At 47.1% G+C, this 15,211-nt stretch carries 20 protein-coding genes; 14 read left to right on the top strand and 6 right to left on the bottom strand.

Going from position 1 to position 15,211, the window contains the following annotated elements:
- The first annotated feature begins 15 nt into the window (after positions 1-15).
- The 13 genes from hisB (at position 16) to ACTHRE_RS06760 (ending at position 9,401) form a co-directional block, all read left to right on the top strand.
- On the top strand, positions 16-972 hold the full coding sequence (gene hisB, locus ACTHRE_RS06820) for an imidazoleglycerol-phosphate dehydratase HisB (RefSeq protein WP_063069195.1): 957 nt from the start codon (positions 16-18) through the stop codon (positions 970-972).
- 168 nt (positions 973-1,140) lie between these two features.
- A complete protein-coding gene (gene hisH / locus ACTHRE_RS06815) occupies positions 1,141-1,785 on the top strand; it encodes an imidazole glycerol phosphate synthase subunit HisH (protein ID WP_063069196.1) in 645 nt (214 codons plus the stop codon).
- A gap of 73 nt (positions 1,786-1,858) precedes the next feature.
- Complete coding sequence (hisA, locus tag ACTHRE_RS06810) at positions 1,859-2,596, top strand: 1-(5-phosphoribosyl)-5-[(5-phosphoribosylamino)methylideneamino]imidazole-4-carboxamide isomerase (protein WP_377073795.1); 738 nt, start codon at positions 1,859-1,861, stop codon at positions 2,594-2,596.
- 164 nt (positions 2,597-2,760) lie between these two features.
- Entirely contained in the window at positions 2,761-3,078 is a 318-nt protein-coding gene (locus tag ACTHRE_RS06805; RefSeq protein WP_003748653.1) for a hypothetical protein, read from the top strand.
- A gap of 40 nt (positions 3,079-3,118) precedes the next feature.
- Complete coding sequence (gene hisF / locus ACTHRE_RS06800; RefSeq protein ID WP_107769204.1) at positions 3,119-3,886, top strand: imidazole glycerol phosphate synthase subunit HisF; 768 nt, start codon at positions 3,119-3,121, stop codon at positions 3,884-3,886.
- Between the two features lie 44 nt (positions 3,887-3,930).
- Positions 3,931-4,338 carry a phosphoribosyl-AMP cyclohydrolase gene (gene hisI, locus ACTHRE_RS06795; protein ID WP_070646206.1) on the top strand — a complete coding sequence of 136 codons (408 nt, stop codon included), beginning with the start codon at positions 3,931-3,933 and terminating at the stop codon, positions 4,336-4,338.
- 32 nt (positions 4,339-4,370) lie between these two features.
- Positions 4,371-4,694 (top strand): phosphoribosyl-ATP diphosphatase, encoded by a 324-nt coding sequence (locus ACTHRE_RS06790; protein WP_003679440.1) that lies wholly within the window; start codon positions 4,371-4,373, stop codon positions 4,692-4,694.
- Between the two features lie 117 nt (positions 4,695-4,811).
- Positions 4,812-5,135: a histidine triad nucleotide-binding protein gene (locus ACTHRE_RS06785; RefSeq protein ID WP_049329536.1), complete on the top strand. Its 324-nt coding sequence runs from the start codon at positions 4,812-4,814 to the stop codon at positions 5,133-5,135.
- 35 nt (positions 5,136-5,170) lie between these two features.
- The gene (gene tatA / locus ACTHRE_RS06780) at positions 5,171-5,374 is read left to right on the top strand and encodes a Sec-independent protein translocase subunit TatA (protein ID WP_003679438.1); all 204 of its coding nucleotides are present in this window, start codon (positions 5,171-5,173) and stop codon (positions 5,372-5,374) included.
- Positions 5,375-5,377: 3 nt separating this feature from the next.
- Entirely contained in the window at positions 5,378-6,040 is a 663-nt protein-coding gene (gene tatB, locus ACTHRE_RS06775) for a Sec-independent protein translocase protein TatB (protein ID WP_107868319.1), read from the top strand.
- A 15-nt stretch (positions 6,041-6,055) separates the two neighbouring features.
- On the top strand, positions 6,056-6,832 hold the full coding sequence (gene tatC, locus ACTHRE_RS06770) for a twin-arginine translocase subunit TatC (protein WP_377073794.1): 777 nt from the start codon (positions 6,056-6,058) through the stop codon (positions 6,830-6,832).
- Between the two features lie 573 nt (positions 6,833-7,405).
- The gene (locus tag ACTHRE_RS06765; protein ID WP_377073793.1) at positions 7,406-8,791 is read left to right on the top strand and encodes a GntP family permease; all 1,386 of its coding nucleotides are present in this window, start codon (positions 7,406-7,408) and stop codon (positions 8,789-8,791) included.
- Positions 8,792-8,882: 91 nt separating this feature from the next.
- On the top strand, positions 8,883-9,401 hold the full coding sequence (locus ACTHRE_RS06760; protein ID WP_377073792.1) for a gluconokinase, GntK/IdnK-type: 519 nt from the start codon (positions 8,883-8,885) through the stop codon (positions 9,399-9,401).
- Positions 9,402-9,460: 59 nt separating this feature from the next.
- On the opposite strand, the gene dtd is transcribed toward ACTHRE_RS06760, so the two are convergent.
- From dtd to ACTHRE_RS06730, 6 genes are all read right to left on the bottom strand, one after another.
- Positions 9,461-9,922, bottom strand: coding sequence for a D-aminoacyl-tRNA deacylase (dtd, locus tag ACTHRE_RS06755; protein ID WP_293203834.1), 462 nt, complete (start codon positions 9,920-9,922; stop codon positions 9,461-9,463).
- Between the two features lie 96 nt (positions 9,923-10,018).
- Positions 10,019-10,783, bottom strand: a complete 765-nt coding sequence (locus tag ACTHRE_RS06750) for a peptidyl-prolyl cis-trans isomerase (RefSeq protein WP_107868323.1) — start codon at positions 10,781-10,783, stop codon at positions 10,019-10,021.
- A 44-nt stretch (positions 10,784-10,827) separates the two neighbouring features.
- Entirely contained in the window at positions 10,828-11,700 is an 873-nt protein-coding gene (locus tag ACTHRE_RS06745) for a peptidylprolyl isomerase (RefSeq protein WP_440344918.1), read from the bottom strand.
- A gap of 69 nt (positions 11,701-11,769) precedes the next feature.
- Positions 11,770-12,042: a BolA family protein gene (locus tag ACTHRE_RS06740; protein WP_440344917.1), complete on the bottom strand. Its 273-nt coding sequence runs from the start codon at positions 12,040-12,042 to the stop codon at positions 11,770-11,772.
- Positions 12,039-12,329, bottom strand: coding sequence for a YciI family protein (locus ACTHRE_RS06735; RefSeq protein ID WP_004519663.1), 291 nt, complete (start codon positions 12,327-12,329; stop codon positions 12,039-12,041). Before ACTHRE_RS06735 ends, ACTHRE_RS06740 begins: the two co-directional genes overlap by 4 nt.
- Positions 12,329-12,862 (bottom strand): septation protein A, encoded by a 534-nt coding sequence (locus ACTHRE_RS06730; RefSeq protein ID WP_070585001.1) that lies wholly within the window; start codon positions 12,860-12,862, stop codon positions 12,329-12,331. Before ACTHRE_RS06730 ends, ACTHRE_RS06735 begins: the two co-directional genes overlap by 1 nt.
- A 353-nt stretch (positions 12,863-13,215) precedes the next feature.
- Between ACTHRE_RS06730 and ACTHRE_RS06725 the strand changes: the two genes are divergently transcribed.
- Positions 13,216-15,201 carry a FimV/HubP family polar landmark protein gene (locus ACTHRE_RS06725; protein WP_440344930.1) on the top strand — a complete coding sequence of 662 codons (1,986 nt, stop codon included), beginning with the start codon at positions 13,216-13,218 and terminating at the stop codon, positions 15,199-15,201.
- The last annotated feature ends 10 nt before the right edge of the window (positions 15,202-15,211 follow it).

Genomic DNA, 15,211 nt, shown 5'->3' with positions numbered 1-15,211 from the left:
AAGGAAACTACCATTATGAACAAAGCTCAACTGCATTTGACCAATTTTCTGTTACTGGTTGAAGAAGCCGGCTCATTGACCAAACTCGCACGTGCTTGCGGTTATGAAAACTCCGCCTCTTTGTCTCAGCTCAAACGCCGTTTGGAACAACAAGCAGGCGATGAGTCTGCACGCGGCATTCGTCCGAGCCTGGCTGCGAAGTTGGAATCCGGTATGCACAAACGCAAAGGCTGGCTGAACCGTGACCACAGCAAAGACCAAGAAAAAGCAGCAGCGGTTGAAGCGGCGCGTTTGGAAAAACAAACTGTCGAAGCAGCAGAAACTGGTGTTTCAAACGAAGGCCGTTTTGTTACCGTTACCCGCAATACCTGTGAAACCCAAATCACCGTTAGCCTCAACCTTGACGGTACCGGTAAATACCGCTTGGATACCGGCGTTCCTTTCCTTGAGCATATGCTTGCCCAAGTAGCGCGTCATGGTTTGATTGACTTGGATATTACCTGCAAAGGCGATTTGCACATTGACGACCATCACACAGTTGAGGACATCGGTATCGTGGTGGGTCAGGCCTTGAAACAGGCGCTTGGCAATAAAGCCGGCATTACCCGTTACGGTCATGCCTATGTTCCGCTGGACGAGGCGTTGAGCCGTGTAGTCATCGATCTTTCCGGCCGTCCTGGCTTGGTGTACAACATCGACTTTACCCGCGCTCTGATCGGCCGTTTTGATGTCGATTTGTTTGAAGAATTTTTCCACGGCCTTGTGAACCACAGCATGATGACCTTGCACATCGATAACTTGAGCGGCAGTAATGCACATCATCAAGCCGAGACTGTTTTCAAAGCCTTCGGCCGCGCATTGCGCATGGCGGTCGAATACGATCCGCGCATGATGGGTCAAACGCCTTCTACCAAAGGCACGCTGAGCGAAGAATCTGTTCAAGAAGAAGCAGAAGCCGCATCTGAAGAATAAGGCATCGTGTGAATGAATAAAGGCCGTCTGAAACCGATCGGGATTTCAGACGGCCTTTATTATTCATCTTGTATGGTGGCAATATTTTGTTTTAAACCATCTTTTGCTACAATCATTCTTATTATTATATTAATCATTAAATGTTTTCAGACGGCCTGAGGAGAAGCAATGAAAGTAGCGATTGTCGATTATGGAATGGGAAACCTGCACTCAGTGTTGAAATCTGTTCAGGCGGCGCAGGTCTTGTCCAAGCAAAATGCCGAGGTTTATCTGACTTCGCGGCCCGAAGAAGTGATAGCGGCGGATAAGGTTATCTTTCCGGGGCAGGGCGCCATGCCGGACTGTATGTCTGCGCTGAAGGCCAGCGGTTTGGGCGAGGCAGTTTCAGACGGCCTGAAAAACAAGCCGTTTTTTGGAATTTGCGTAGGTGCGCAATTATTGTTTGAACACAGCGAAGAAGGCGATACAGATGGTTTGGGCTGGTTTGAAGGGCAAGTCAAACGGTTTTTGCCCAATCAAACCGATGCGCAAGGAGGGCGTCTGAAAGTGCCGCATATGGGCTGGAATACAGTGCGCCAAACCCGTCCGCATCCTTTATTTCAAGACATTGGGCAGAACGAGTATTTCTATTTTGTCCATAGCTATTATTTTGCACCGAAAAATGAAGAGATTGTTTTAGGCGTCAGTGAATATCCGAATGAATTTGCCTGCATTGTCGGTAAGGACAATGTATTTGCCACACAATTCCACACGGAAAAAAGCCATCAGGCAGGATTGTTGCTGCTGCGTAATTTTTTAAATTGGCAGATTTGAGACTTTTAACATAAATCTGCTAAAAATCGCTAATTTGTGTAAAATATACTGAAGTTGAGTAGAGGAGAAGAAAATGCTGTTGATACCTGCCATTGATTTGAAGGAAGGACGCTGTGTTCGCTTAAAACAAGGCTTGATGGAGCAGGCGACGGTGTTTTCCGACTCGCCGGCAGAGATGGCTTTGCATTGGCGCAATCAAGGTGCACGCCGTTTGCATTTGGTTGATTTGAACGGTGCATTTGCAGGAATTCCTCAAAATTTTCCGGCGATTAAAGAAATTTTGGCCGCCGTAGCTAAAGATATTCCGGTACAGCTTGGTGGCGGTATCCGTGATTTGGGCACCATTGAAAAGTATTTGGATTTGGGGCTGACCGATGTGATTATCGGTACGGCCGCGGTAAAAAATCCTGAATTTGTGCGCGAAGCATGTAAGGCATTTCCGGGTCAGATTATCGTCGGCTTGGATGCCAAAGACGGTATGGTGGCGATAGACGGTTGGGCAACGGTAACGGAGCATCATGTCGTCGATTTGGCCAAGCGTTTTGAAGATGATGGCGTCAACAGCATTATTTATACCGATATCGGTCGCGACGGCATGATGAGCGGCGTGAATATCGAGGCTACCGTCAAATTGGCTCAATCTGTGAATATCCCGATTATCGCGTCCGGCGGCTTGACGAATTTGGACGATATCCACGCATTGTGTGCCGTTGAAAAAGAGGGGGTGAGCGGTGCGATTACCGGCCGTGCAATTTATGAGGGAAGTATTGATTTCGCACAGGCACAAAAACTGGCCGATTCTTTGGCTTAAGTGTGTCGGATTATGCGGATAAGACCTTTCAGGCCATTAAAACGCAGCGGCTGACGCAGCACACAAAAATGCACTCAAAGGGATTGCCTGTATAGGTTATGGGTTTATATCTTTTTGAAATAATTATAAAAATAACCCAATCGATATTTTATTAAGGGATTAATATGCTTGAAGCGTTTGTTTTGGGTTTTTGGATTATCTGGTCATCCGATCGTGAAGTGTATCCGCTAAGCGAAAGTTTGTGGTTTACACTGATTGCTGTGATATTGCGGCAGCTGACGGCGTTTGATTTGCCGATTATCGATACCTATTGGATGATTTTCAATGGGATAGTGTGGGCATTTGCCGGTTTGATTTTTTCCATCGTCGGCCGTATCGACAGCAATTTCATTATTTCCTGTGTTTTGGCGATGATAGCCGGCATTGGTTATTTTCAGCTGTTGCAACATTTGCCGGATTGGTTGGGCAAATTTTTGGCCTGACAGTTTCAGACGGCCTGATAACGGATAAGAGGTGTTGAGTATGGCATTGGCAAAACGAATTATTCCTTGTCTGGATGTAAAAGACGGTCGCGTAGTAAAAGGCGTCAACTTTTTGGGTTTGCGCGATGCAGGTAATCCGGTTGACGTTGCCAAACGCTACAACGATGAAGGCGCAGATGAGTTGACCTTTTTGGACATCACTGCCTCCAGCGACAATCGCGACACTATTTTGCACGTTATTGAGGCAGTCGCATCACAAGTTTTTATTCCATTGACGGTCGGCGGCGGTGTGCGTACGGTTGCCGATATCCGTCGTCTGCTTAATGCCGGTGCCGATAAGGCCAGCATCAATACGGCCGCTGTAACCAATCCTGATTTGGTAAACGAAGCGGCCGGTTTTTTTGGTTCGCAAGCGATTGTTGTTGCCGTCGATGCCAAAGCGGTCAACCCTGAAAACACCCGTTGGGAAATCTTTACCCACGGCGGACGTAATCCGACCGGTTTGGATGCGGTGGAATGGGCTGTCGAAATGCAGCGGCGCGGTGCGGGCGAGATTTTACTGACCAGTATGGACCGGGACGGTACCAAGCAAGGTTTCAACCTGCCTTTGACACGCGCGGTCAGCGAAGCGGTCGATATTCCGGTCATTGCTTCCGGCGGCGTCGGTTCGGTCCAACACTTGGTGGACGGCATTAAAAAAGGGAAGGCCGATGCAGTGTTGGCCGCCAGTATTTTCCACTTTGGCGAAGCGAGCATCCGCGAAGCGAAACTGGCCATGCGTGAAGCAGGAATTGAAGTGCGTTTGTGATTGCTACCCAAAGGCCGTCTGAAAAATATGGGAGAAAGACGCACATGTCGAATATAAACGAAACGTTGCTGAATGCCGTAAAATTTGATGAGAAAGGTTTGGTTTGCGCGATTGCCCAAGATTGGCAGACACGCCGTGTGCTGATGGTTGCCTGGATGAACGCCGAAGCCCTGCAAAAAACCGTAGAAACCGGTTTTGCCCACTATTACAGCCGTTCCCGCCAAAAACAATGGATGAAGGGCGAAGAGTCCGGACATACGCAAAAAGTACACGAATTGCGCCTGGATTGCGATGGCGACGCAGTGGTCATGCTGATTGAACAAAACGGTGGCATTGCCTGTCATACTGGGCGCGAAAGCTGTTTTTACAAAGTTTGGCAAGAGGGCGCATGGCAGGCAGTTGATGCCGTGTTGAAAGACGAAGAAGCGATTTACGGACATAAACATCCTTAAGGCCGTCTGAAAGAAAATAAGAGAAACCGATCATGACCGATACTATCCTTACCCAAATTCAAAACGTCATCGATTCGCGCAAAGGCGGCGACCCTGATGCTTCTTATGTCGCCCAACTGCTGCACAAAGGCGAAGACAAGATTTTGAAAAAAGTCATCGAGGAAGCGGGTGAAACCTTGATGGCCTCTAAAGATGGCGGTGGCGAACATTTGGTTTACGAAGTGGCGGATTTGTGGTTTCATACCATGGTTTTATTGGCGCATCACGGATTGCGTGCCGAAGATGTAGTAAACGAGCTTGCGCGCCGTCAAGGTTTGTCGGGATTAGTGGAAAAAGCTTCTCGCAAAGAATCTTGAATTTATATTACAATCCCGTATTTGACCTGTTTCAGAATCCGTCTCCTGGGGCAAAAACGATTTCACTTTTTGGTTGAAACCCGTTACGCCCGTTTTCAGACGGCCATTGGAGCCATTATGGATAATTGTATTTTCTGCAAAATTGCAACCAAAGATATTCCGGCACAAACCGTTTACGAAGACGATGAGATGCTTTGTTTCAAAGATATCCGTCCTGCCGCGCCGGTGCATCTGTTGCTGATTCCGAAAGTGCACTTCGACTCACTGGCACACGCCACTGCCGAACATCAAACCTTGTTGGGCAAAATGATGTTGAAAGTTCCTCAAATCGCCCATGAGGCAGGTTTGACCGACGGCTTCAAAACCCTGATCAACACAGGCAAAGGCGGCGGACAAGAAGTCTTCCACCTGCATATCCATATCATGGGTACGCCCGCATAACTATTATCTATTTTTAACAAATTCAAGGATTTATCATGGGTAGCTTCTCTCTCTGGCACTGGATTATCGTACTGATTATCGTCGTTTTGGTATTCGGTACCAAAAAATTGCGCAACGTCGGCAAAGACCTCGGCGGTGCAGTGCATGACTTCAAACAAGGCCTGAATGAAGGTACAGACGGCAAAGATGCCAAAAAAGATGAAGTCATCGAACACAAAAAAGACGAAGACAAAGCATAATCCATGTTTGATTTCGGTTTGGGCGAGCTGCTGCTGGTCGGCGTTGTCGCCCTGATAGTGCTTGGCCCCGAACGTCTGCCACAAGCCGCGCGCACGGCCGGGCGTTTGGTCGGCAAATTGCAAGGATTCGTCAATAACGTCAAGCAGGAACTCAACACTCAGGCTGAGTTGGACGAATTGCGCAAGGTAAAGCAGGAATTTGAAACCGCCGCATCTGAGTTTCGCGACGGTATCAAAGACTTGGGCAACGATGCACAAAAAAATCTGAGCGATATTTCAGACGGCCTCAAGCCGTGGGAACGCCTACCTGAGCAGAAAACGCCTGCCGATTTTGGTGTGGATGAGTTGGGCAATCCATTGCCTGATCTGGCTTCAAGCAGCACTGAAAATGAAAGTGCGGCCCAAGCTTCTGAGCAGGGTGGGGCAGTGCAAACCCAAGAGCTTGTCGAGGCTGAAAATGCCGAATCCGAGCAAGACCGCGCTTGGCGTGAGTATTTGACGGCTTCGGTTTCCCCAGCTCCTGTGGTAGAAGTCAGCTATATCGAATCTCCTGCTGCCGATGTTCCTCCGCTGCATACGACTTCTTTGCGTAAGCAGGCGATGAGCCGCAAACGCGATATGCGCCCGAAATTCCACGCCAAGCCCAAACTGCGCGTCCGTAAGTAAAAAGTGAGTCAACCGGTGTCCGAACCTCAACACGAACAACCCGTCCAACCGCTTATCGAGCATCTTCTCGAGCTGCGCCGCCGCATGATGTGGATCGTCATCGGTATCGTCGTCTGCTTCTTGGGCATGATGCCGTTTGCCCAGCAGCTCTATACTTTTGTTGCTGAACCATTGATGGCCAATCTGCCTAAAGATACCAGCATGATTGCGACCGATGTGATCGCGCCGTTTTTTGTGCCGGTAAAGGTTACCTTGATGGCGGCGTTTCTGCTGTCGTTGCCGCACACGCTGTATCAAGTCTGGGCGTTTGTCGCCCCGGCTTTATACCAAAACGAAAAGCGTTTGATTACGCCGCTGGTGTTGTCCAGCGTAACGCTTTTCTTCGTCGGTATGGCGTTTGCCTATTTTCTGGTGTTTCCCGTTATTTTCAAATTTTTGGCCGGTGTAACCCCTGTCGGCGTCAATATGGCGACCGATATCGACAAATACCTGTCCTTTATTTTGGGCATGTTTGTCGCATTCGGTACGACGTTTGAAGTTCCCGTTGTTGTGGTGTTGCTTGCAAAAATGGGCATTGTTTCGACCGCTCAGCTTAAGAACGCCCGTCCGTATGTTATCGTGGGTGCGTTTATCGTGGCCGCAATCATCACGCCGCCTGACGTAATTTCTCAAACCCTGCTTGCTGTTCCGCTGATTCTGCTCTACGAAGCCGGCATTTGGTTCAGCCGTTTTGCCAAGGCCAAAACGCAGCAGGAAGATGAGAATACACCGCAGCCGCCGGCGGAAATTTGAGAATTAAGGCCGTCTGAAGAATTTTTCAGACGGCCTTTGTATCATGGCACTTTCAGTTTTTAAGAAAAAGCATGATGGATGTTCAGTTAATCGTGCAAAAACGTTACAGCGCTAAATCTTTTAATGTGACTAAAAATTTCGACCGAGGATTTTGCCGAAATCGAAGCAGTAATGCGTAACAGTCCCTCATGCCTCAATGGGCTGGTACTCTGAAGATGATTTCAATACCAAACTGCCGGAATTACGTTTGGAAAATGGGGTAATTTGTACCAAGGCATAAGCCAAAAATATTTGATTTTAGGTAATTGAAAAAATATTCGTTTCTATTTTATTAAAAAGTATGATGTCAGGCCGTCTGAAAATTAACTACGTTTCAGACGGCCTTTTTGTCACCCTTGTTTTTCGTTGTAATCCTTATTTATCAAGCATCTTACAAAAAGGGTTTTGAAAAAGAGAAGTTTATATTTTGACTAAATCCAGCCGTATGAATCCATAGTGAAATGTGTTATCTTATCTACGTGTGTTAAGAAACATTAATAAGTTTGTATTTTTCTTACAGAGAAAGGCTTCAAAATGGATGGATGGACTCAAACGCTGAGTGCCGGTACTTTGCTCGGTATTGCCGCAGCAGCGATTTTGCTGATCTTGATTTTGATTGTAAAACTGCGCGTTCATGCCTTGCTGACGTTGGTATTGGTCAGCCTGCTGACTGCCATCGTAACAGGTCTGCCTATGGGCAGTATCGTCAATGATGTGTTGGTCAAAAACTTTGGCGGCACGCTCGGCAGCGTGGCGTTGTTGGTCGGTTTGGGCGCAATGCTCGGCCGTTTGGTGGAAACTTCCGGCGGTGCCCAGTCTTTGGCGGATGCGCTGATTCGGATTTTCGGTGAGAATCGTGCGCCATTTGCTTTAGGCGTAGCTTCTTTAATTTTCGGTTTTCCGATTTTCTTTGATGCCGGTTTGGTGGTGATGTTGCCGATTGTGTTTGCAACGGCACGCCGCATGAAGCAAACTGTTTTGCCCTATGCGTTGGCATCTATTGGCGCATTTTCCGTCATGCACGTTTTCCTGCCGCCTCATCCCGGCCCGATTGCTGCTTCTGAATTTTATGGCGCAAATATTGGTCAACTGCTGATTTTGGGTTTGCCTGTTACCTTGATTACTTGGTATTTCAGCGGCTATTTATTGGGTAAGATTTTGGGCCGCAGCATCCATGTGCCCGTTCCTGATCTGCTCAGCGGCGGTACGCAAGATAACGACCAACCGAAAGCGCCTGCAAAGGCATCTACCGTCGTCGGTATTATGCTGATTCCTATGCTGTTGATTTTCTTGAATACCGGTTTATCTACTTTGATCAGCGAGAAAATGGTCAGTGCGGATGAGGGCTGGGTGCAGTTTGCCCGAATGCTCGGTTCGACCCCGATTGCTTTGCTGATTTCTGTTTTGGTAGCCCTGTATGTATTGGGTAGTAAACGTGGCGAAAAAGCCAGCGCTTTGGAGAAAACCATTGATGGCGCATTGGGCCCGGTTTGCTCGGTTATTTTGATTACCGGTGCAGGCGGTATGTTCGGCGGCGTATTGCGTGCTTCCGGTATCGGTAAGGCTTTGGCTGACAGCATGGCTGACTTGGGTATTCCTGTTTTACTGGGCTGTTTCTTGGTGGCTTTGGCTTTGCGTATTGCGCAAGGTTCTGCGACTGTTGCCCTGACTACCGCTGCCGCGTTGATGGCACCGGCCGTTGCGGCGGCAGGTCTCAGCGATTGGCAGATTACTTGCGTGGTATTGGCGACGGCGGCAGGTTCCGTCGGTTGCAGCCACTTTAACGATTCAGGCTTTTGGCTTGTCGGCCGTCTGTTGAATATGGATGTGCCGACGACCTTGAAGACATGGACGGTCAACCAAACACTTATCGCACTCATCGGTTTTGCTTTATCGTCAGTGTTGTTTATCTTGGTTTAATCGAAAATGGCCGGCGGATAGTGTTTTTGAGATAACACAATCCGCCTGTTTTCAAATACCGTTAAAATCTAGATAAACAAGGAGTAGAAAAATGACGACACATTTTGTCATGATGGGCGTGTGCGGTTGCGGTAAAACCACTGCCGCATTGTCTTTGCAAAAACATCTCAACCAATGCCCGTATGCCGAAGGCGATGATTTCCATACTCAAGCCAACCGCGACAAAATGGGTGCCGGTACTCCGTTGACGGACGAAGATCGCTATCCTTGGCTGGGCAATTTGCGTGACTGGATGACGGAGCAGGCAAAAAACGGGGAAAAATATTCCATCGTTACTTGTTCCGCACTCAAGCATCACTATCGCGATATTCTGCGTGGTGCGGAAGGGAAGGTGGCTTTTATTCATCTGACTCCGCCTCAAGCAATCAATCTCGAACGTATGCTGTCGCGTCAGGGGCACTATATGAAAGCCGGAATGCTGGATTCGCAGCTGGAGATTTTGGAAGAGCTGGGTGCGGATGAGTACGGCGTTAAAATCGACAATCCGGGTTCGCCTGAAGCCGTTGAGGCAGATATTGTGAATTGGGTGAAAGCGCAAGGCTTGATTTAGTAATGATCAGAAATGGAAAGGCCGTCTGAAATCTTTCAGACGGCCTTTTTTGATGGGATTTAGAATGTTTTTTGCGAGTCAAGCAATAAGGTAACTGGCCCGTCATTGCAAAGGGAAACCTGCATATGGGTTTGGAATCTGCCGGTTTCGACAGTCAGTCCATGTTCGCGCAAAAGTTGCGCGGTATATTGATAAAGCTTATCCGCTTGTTCGGCAGGGGCGGCATTGGAGAAGGACGGACGGCGGCCGCTGCGTGCATCGGCGTAAAGGGTAAATTGGGAAACCAATAATATCGAGCCGCCGACATCTTTGAGCGATAAATTTAATTTGCCGTTTTCGTCTTCAAAGATGCGCAGGTTGGCGATTTTGTCTGCAATGTATTTGGCGTCCGCTTCTGTATCGGTGTGGGTAACGCCGAGCAATATCATAAATCCGTTGTTGATTTCGCCGCAGGTTTCGCAGGAGTTTTCGGACAAAACGTCAACTTTGGCTTGGGTAACTTTTTGGATAACAGCGCGCATAATATTTTGTGAATACAAGGAGTTATAAAAAAGGGCGTAAGATACGCCCTCTGGGTTCAAATATGGTTTCAGACGGCCTGAAACTATTGAATTAATTTACGGATTAATGCCGTTTTCTTTCAAGATACGTTCGATCTGATTCTCGACTTTTTGTCGTTTAACGGCTTGGGCAATCTGATTGCGTACCAGTTCGAAAGGTTCGGCATTAGGATCACGTTCTACAGCACTGAGTTTAAACAGATAAAAACGGCTTTCCATCTGAATCGGCTCATGCGTTACATCGCCTCGGTTCATGTCGGCAAAAGCGGTAGCCAGTTGAGGAGAGAGCTGCTGCGGAGAGATGAAGCCATCGAACTCTTGTTCGGGGTTGGGATAGCGTTTCATCAGTTCTTCAAATGACAAGCCTTTGAGCAGCAGTTCTTGCGCGGCGCGTACTTCGTCGGCTGAAGCAAAGCTGACTTGTTGCAGCTTGATAATACGTGTTTGATGGTCGTAGAAACGGCGCAACTCAGCATCGTCAACCGCGGTTTGACGTTCTAGATAAGCAGCGTATTGGTTGGCATAAAACTCAGCTTCAACGTTTTTAAGCTGATTCTGCACTTCTGCATCTTTGTCCAAACCAGCCTTGATGGCTTCATTTTTCAAAATTTCCAAAGTCTGCAAACGTGTAACCACATCTTTGCGGATTGCCTGGCCATCGGGTTTGGCAGTCTGGTTGGGATGTTGATCGGCCTGTCTCAATACTTCGGCGACCATGCTGTCGATACGGGCGGGATCGATTTCAGGCGCTTTGGCGGTTGCTAAGCTCACGGTTGACAAGGCGAGGATAGCCAAAACGGCAGTTTTGGGCTTGATGTTCATGTGAGTTCCTTATTGCCCGCCGCTATCACGGCGGGCACCTTATATTATTTGTTGACTTTGATGCTGGCTTTTTTCAGTAATGATTGAATGGCCGCATCAACACGGGCTGCCTGTAAGTCGCTGCCAATCTCGTTTTTAGCGACTTCGTAAGAAGGTACGGTAACGTTACGGCGGTCATTGACGTAGAAAACGGCGTACAGATTACCGTTTTGCAGTGGAGTTTTAGTGTACGCACCTTTTTTCAGGTCTTTGACTGCAGCGTAAAGCGGAGGCGCTGATTCTTGCAAATCTTTAAGCGGAACATAAGCTTTAGGGATGCCGCCGGCTTTTTTGGCCGCTTCGTCAATTGAGTATTGGTTCAATACCGAAACAAAGCTTTTTTTCGCATCCAAATCGGCAATGGCTTTTTGGGCATTGCTGTTGCTGTCGGTTAAGATTTCGCCCAGTTGGACTTCCTGAGTACCTTTATAGAAGTTGCTGAAATCGTTGTAAGCGGCTTTGACATCTTTTTCTTGAACAGGATTTTGACGGACGATATGTGCTGCAAAAGCTTGGCCCAATAAATCTTTTTCGAAAACTGCCCATTCGGTTTTGAATGTGGCTTTTTTATCTGCGCCTTGTTTGGCGGCATCAGCACGCGCTTGTTCCAATGCTGTTTTGAATTCAGCGCTTTGATCCAGTTTTAATTTTTTGGCTTCTTGGGTAACAACAGTGCTGATAACTTGGCGTTCAGTCAGCATTTGACGCAATTCGGGAGTGTCTTGAACGTTCGGGTTGCTGGAGCGTACGGAAGCAACTTGGTCATCGATAACGCTGCTGTCGATGGCTTGACCGTTGACGGTCACCAAAGTTTGGGCAAACAGGGTGCCGGAAGTCAGAGCAAGCATCAAGGTTGAAGCAAAGTAGGTTTTTTTCATCGTATTTCTCTTTTAAATTAATGATTGGAAATGAATTAATGATTAGAAATCAAAGTTTAAGTAGTAATCTTAATGGAAGTATTCGTCCGGCGTGGCCGCTTTGATACTGAGTGCATGAATCAGGCCGTCTGAAAACAAGTCTTGTAAAAGCTGCTTAATCATACGTTGCCGCTGAAGGCGGCCAATGTTTTCAAATGAGTTGCTGACCACCACTATAGCGTAATGCCCACCGCCTTTATTGCCGGAATGGCCGGCGTGCAGATGGCTTTCATCTTCAAAATCGAAGAACTCAGGCTCAAGCGCCTGCAGGCGTTCCTCGATAATTTGACGCATATTGCTCATTTGAACACGGCTTTAAAGGGTTTAATCAATACTTCTGCGTATACGCCGGCATCGACGTAAGGGTCTTGTTCAGCCCATTCTTGTGCAGCGTCCAAAGATTCGAATTGAGCCACAATCAGGCTGCCGGAAACGCGTTCCGGATTATCTGGTAAAGGATTGGGGCCTGCAGTCAGCAGACGGCCTTGCGCTTTCAATTCTTCTAAGCGTGCTAAATGAGCAGGGCGTGCTGCCATGCGTGCTTCGTGGACATCTTCGGCATCAGTGGCCAAAAGCATGAAATATTCCATTATTGATCCTCCTTAGGCTGGAAACGCATCAGATACATACCCTGTGCGATGGAAAAAATGATTGTAAAACCCAATGTGCCAAACAGTTTGTAATTGACCCATTGGTCTGGAAAATACGTAAAGACAAAGAGGTTGGCCGCACCCATAAAAATCAGGAAGCCAATCCATGCATAAGTCAGGCGCGTCCATACAAAATCAGGGAGCTGCATTTCTTTGCCCATGACGGCTTTAAGCCCGTTTTTACCGGCAAGGTGGCTGAACAGCATGACGATCGCCCCGATCCAAAACAGAACGGTCGGTTTCCACATGATAAAGCGGTTGTCTTTCAGCAGAATCGTTGCGCCGCCAAAAAAGACAATCAAAATCAGGCTGACCCATTGCATGGTATCCAGTTTGCGGTGTTTCCAAAAGGTCAGCGCAGCTTGGGCAATGCCGACTATAACCGCAACAGCCGTTGCGGCAATCATGTCTTTGGTGATGATGTATGTAATGAAAAATAAGAATACGGCGAATAAGTCGCTCAAAATCTTCATATGTTAATGATGAAACTAATTGAGTAAATGCTAATCATACAGGGAGATGTGTTTTTTTGCACCTTTCCCCTTAACTTCAATACCACATATATTTATATAAAATATTTGTTTTGGGTTGGCGAAATTTGTAAAAAAGAAACACAAGCATGCAAAAGTAATAGATTTGCTAAGGAATTTTAGGCTGAATAGCCTCTATTGCTTGGCAGGAATAGGTTAAAAATATATCATGACGTAATATCTAGTAAATATATGGTTAAATGCGCGCACATTGGGTAGTACCATAATTTTCGAACAGGGGATCCGTTTTGAAAAAACATCACAATATTAAATTAATTACAGCTTCTATCGCTTTAATGACATCGCTCAGTGCCTCTGCAGGTTTGGGCGGCTTGAATGTTCAATCTCATTTGGGTGAGCCTTTTACAGGCAGCATCACTGTGACTGGCGAGGAAGCTCAGGCTCTGCTTAATGGCGGTAAGGCCACTATTTCAAATGGCAATTTGCGCGCGGCGGTACGCAAATCAGGCGATAAGGCAGTCGTTACTATTCGCTCTTCTAAAGCCATCAAAGATCCTGTTTTGGTTTTCCAAGTAGGTGTCGGCGCGCAATCGCGTGAATACACCGCTATTATCGATCCGGCCGGATATGATTCTAAAGATGCTGCATCTGTTCGTACCCGTCCGGCTGCTGAATCTCAATCCTCCGAGCCGACGCACAATGCCCAACAGCCTGCAACAAAAAATAATAAAGCAGCAGGTAATCAGGTAGCTCAAGCGCGTAAGGATGTGCAGCGTAAGGCTGAGAAAAAACAAGTTCAGACGGCCCCTGCTAAAAATGACACTGCCTCACGTTTAGGCAGACAGCATTTGGTGCGTACGGGTGAAACCCTGATGGCCATTGCGTCGAGCATCCGTCCGCAAGGTATGACCTTGGATCAAACCATCCAGGCTTTGGTAAATGCCAACCCGGATGTGTTTATTGATAATAATGCCAACCGTATGTTGGCAGGTAAAGTGCTGAATATTCCAAATCGTAGCGAATTGCAACGCTTGGCTGCTTCTGCTCCTGCTAAAACTAATACGGCAACAGAAAAAGCTAATGAAACCGCTAATACAACAGAGGCTAAAACAGAAAAACCTGTTGTTCAGCCTGATGCTCAAACTGAAGCTCAGGTTAAAGATGCTGGCGTAAATACACAGCAACAGGAAGAAGTAAAACAAGCTTCAGCTGAACAAACAGAACAAGCAGCATCTGCAGCGGTTAATGAAAAAGCCGCATCGACTGTTCCTGCGTCCGATATTCAAGAAGCTATGGCTTCCGATGCTCAAGAGAATGTAGTGGCTTCTGAGCCTGTTGCAACCACTGATTCTGTCGCGGAGCAAACAGAAAGCGAATCAGATGGTAATTTATGGAAATGGTTATTAGCAGGCGGTGCGGCCCTTATTGCTGCTTGGTTGTTGTTAAAAGCTGCCGGTAAACGTAAAGATGAGCCGGAAGCAGCGCCTGTAAGCCGTAAGGATGAAGAAAAGGCCGTACAGAAAAATGTTGCTGCTTCAGCTGCTGCGGTTGCTGCAACTAAAGTAATGCCGTCAGAAAAAACTCAAGACGGTCTGTTTATCGAAGATGATTTCGAAGATGATGTAGTTATCAATGAAGTAGAAGAATCTTCCACTATTAATGATGTCAAACTTGATTTGGGTAAGATTGACAATAGTCAGACAGGTATTCTTTCAGGTGCAGTAACGCGTGATGCAGAGACAGAGCAACGTCGCTATGCTGATTGGGATAGTATCGAATCAACAGAAAGCGTGTATGAGCCTGAACCAGAAAATCCATATCAGCCGGTATCCGTTGTTATGCCTGAACGTAAAGAAGAGCAGGCAAATACATTTGTTGAGTTTGATTTTGCGACAGAGACAAAAGTCTTCGAGTCGCGAAATGAAGAGCCACTCGAGTTTACGGTAGATACCCCTGAAGATTCAGACGGCCATGTGCTGCCATTCGATGTCAAGCAAGATCAAGACTTGCAAATTCAAGAAACCAAAGAAGAAGTGGAGAAAGAAGAAGCTGCTTCTGAGTTTGTGATTGAAGAAGGTGCATTGGAATGGGGATCTGAAGATGTTTCAGTGGCCGCCGATAAAAGCAATAGTGAAAGAGGCTTTGTTTCAGAATCAGTCGGAATAACTGCACCGTTTGAAGCTAAATATGATTTGGCTAAGATGTACATCGAAATCGGTGATCCTGAAGCAGCTCGAGAAACATTGCAAGGGCTGATTGAAGAGGCTGAAGGCGATATTCTGCATAAAGCCCAAAAACTGATGAAAGAACTTGGCGCATAAGTGCCAGTAA

The organism is Neisseria sp. P0001.S007 (assembly GCF_051963655.1).
GTDB classification, from domain to species: Bacteria; Pseudomonadota; Gammaproteobacteria; order Burkholderiales; family Neisseriaceae; genus Neisseria; species Neisseria subflava_A.
The sequence above is the reverse complement of the archived record's forward strand: the minus strand, read 5'-3'. Positions and strand labels throughout refer to the sequence as shown.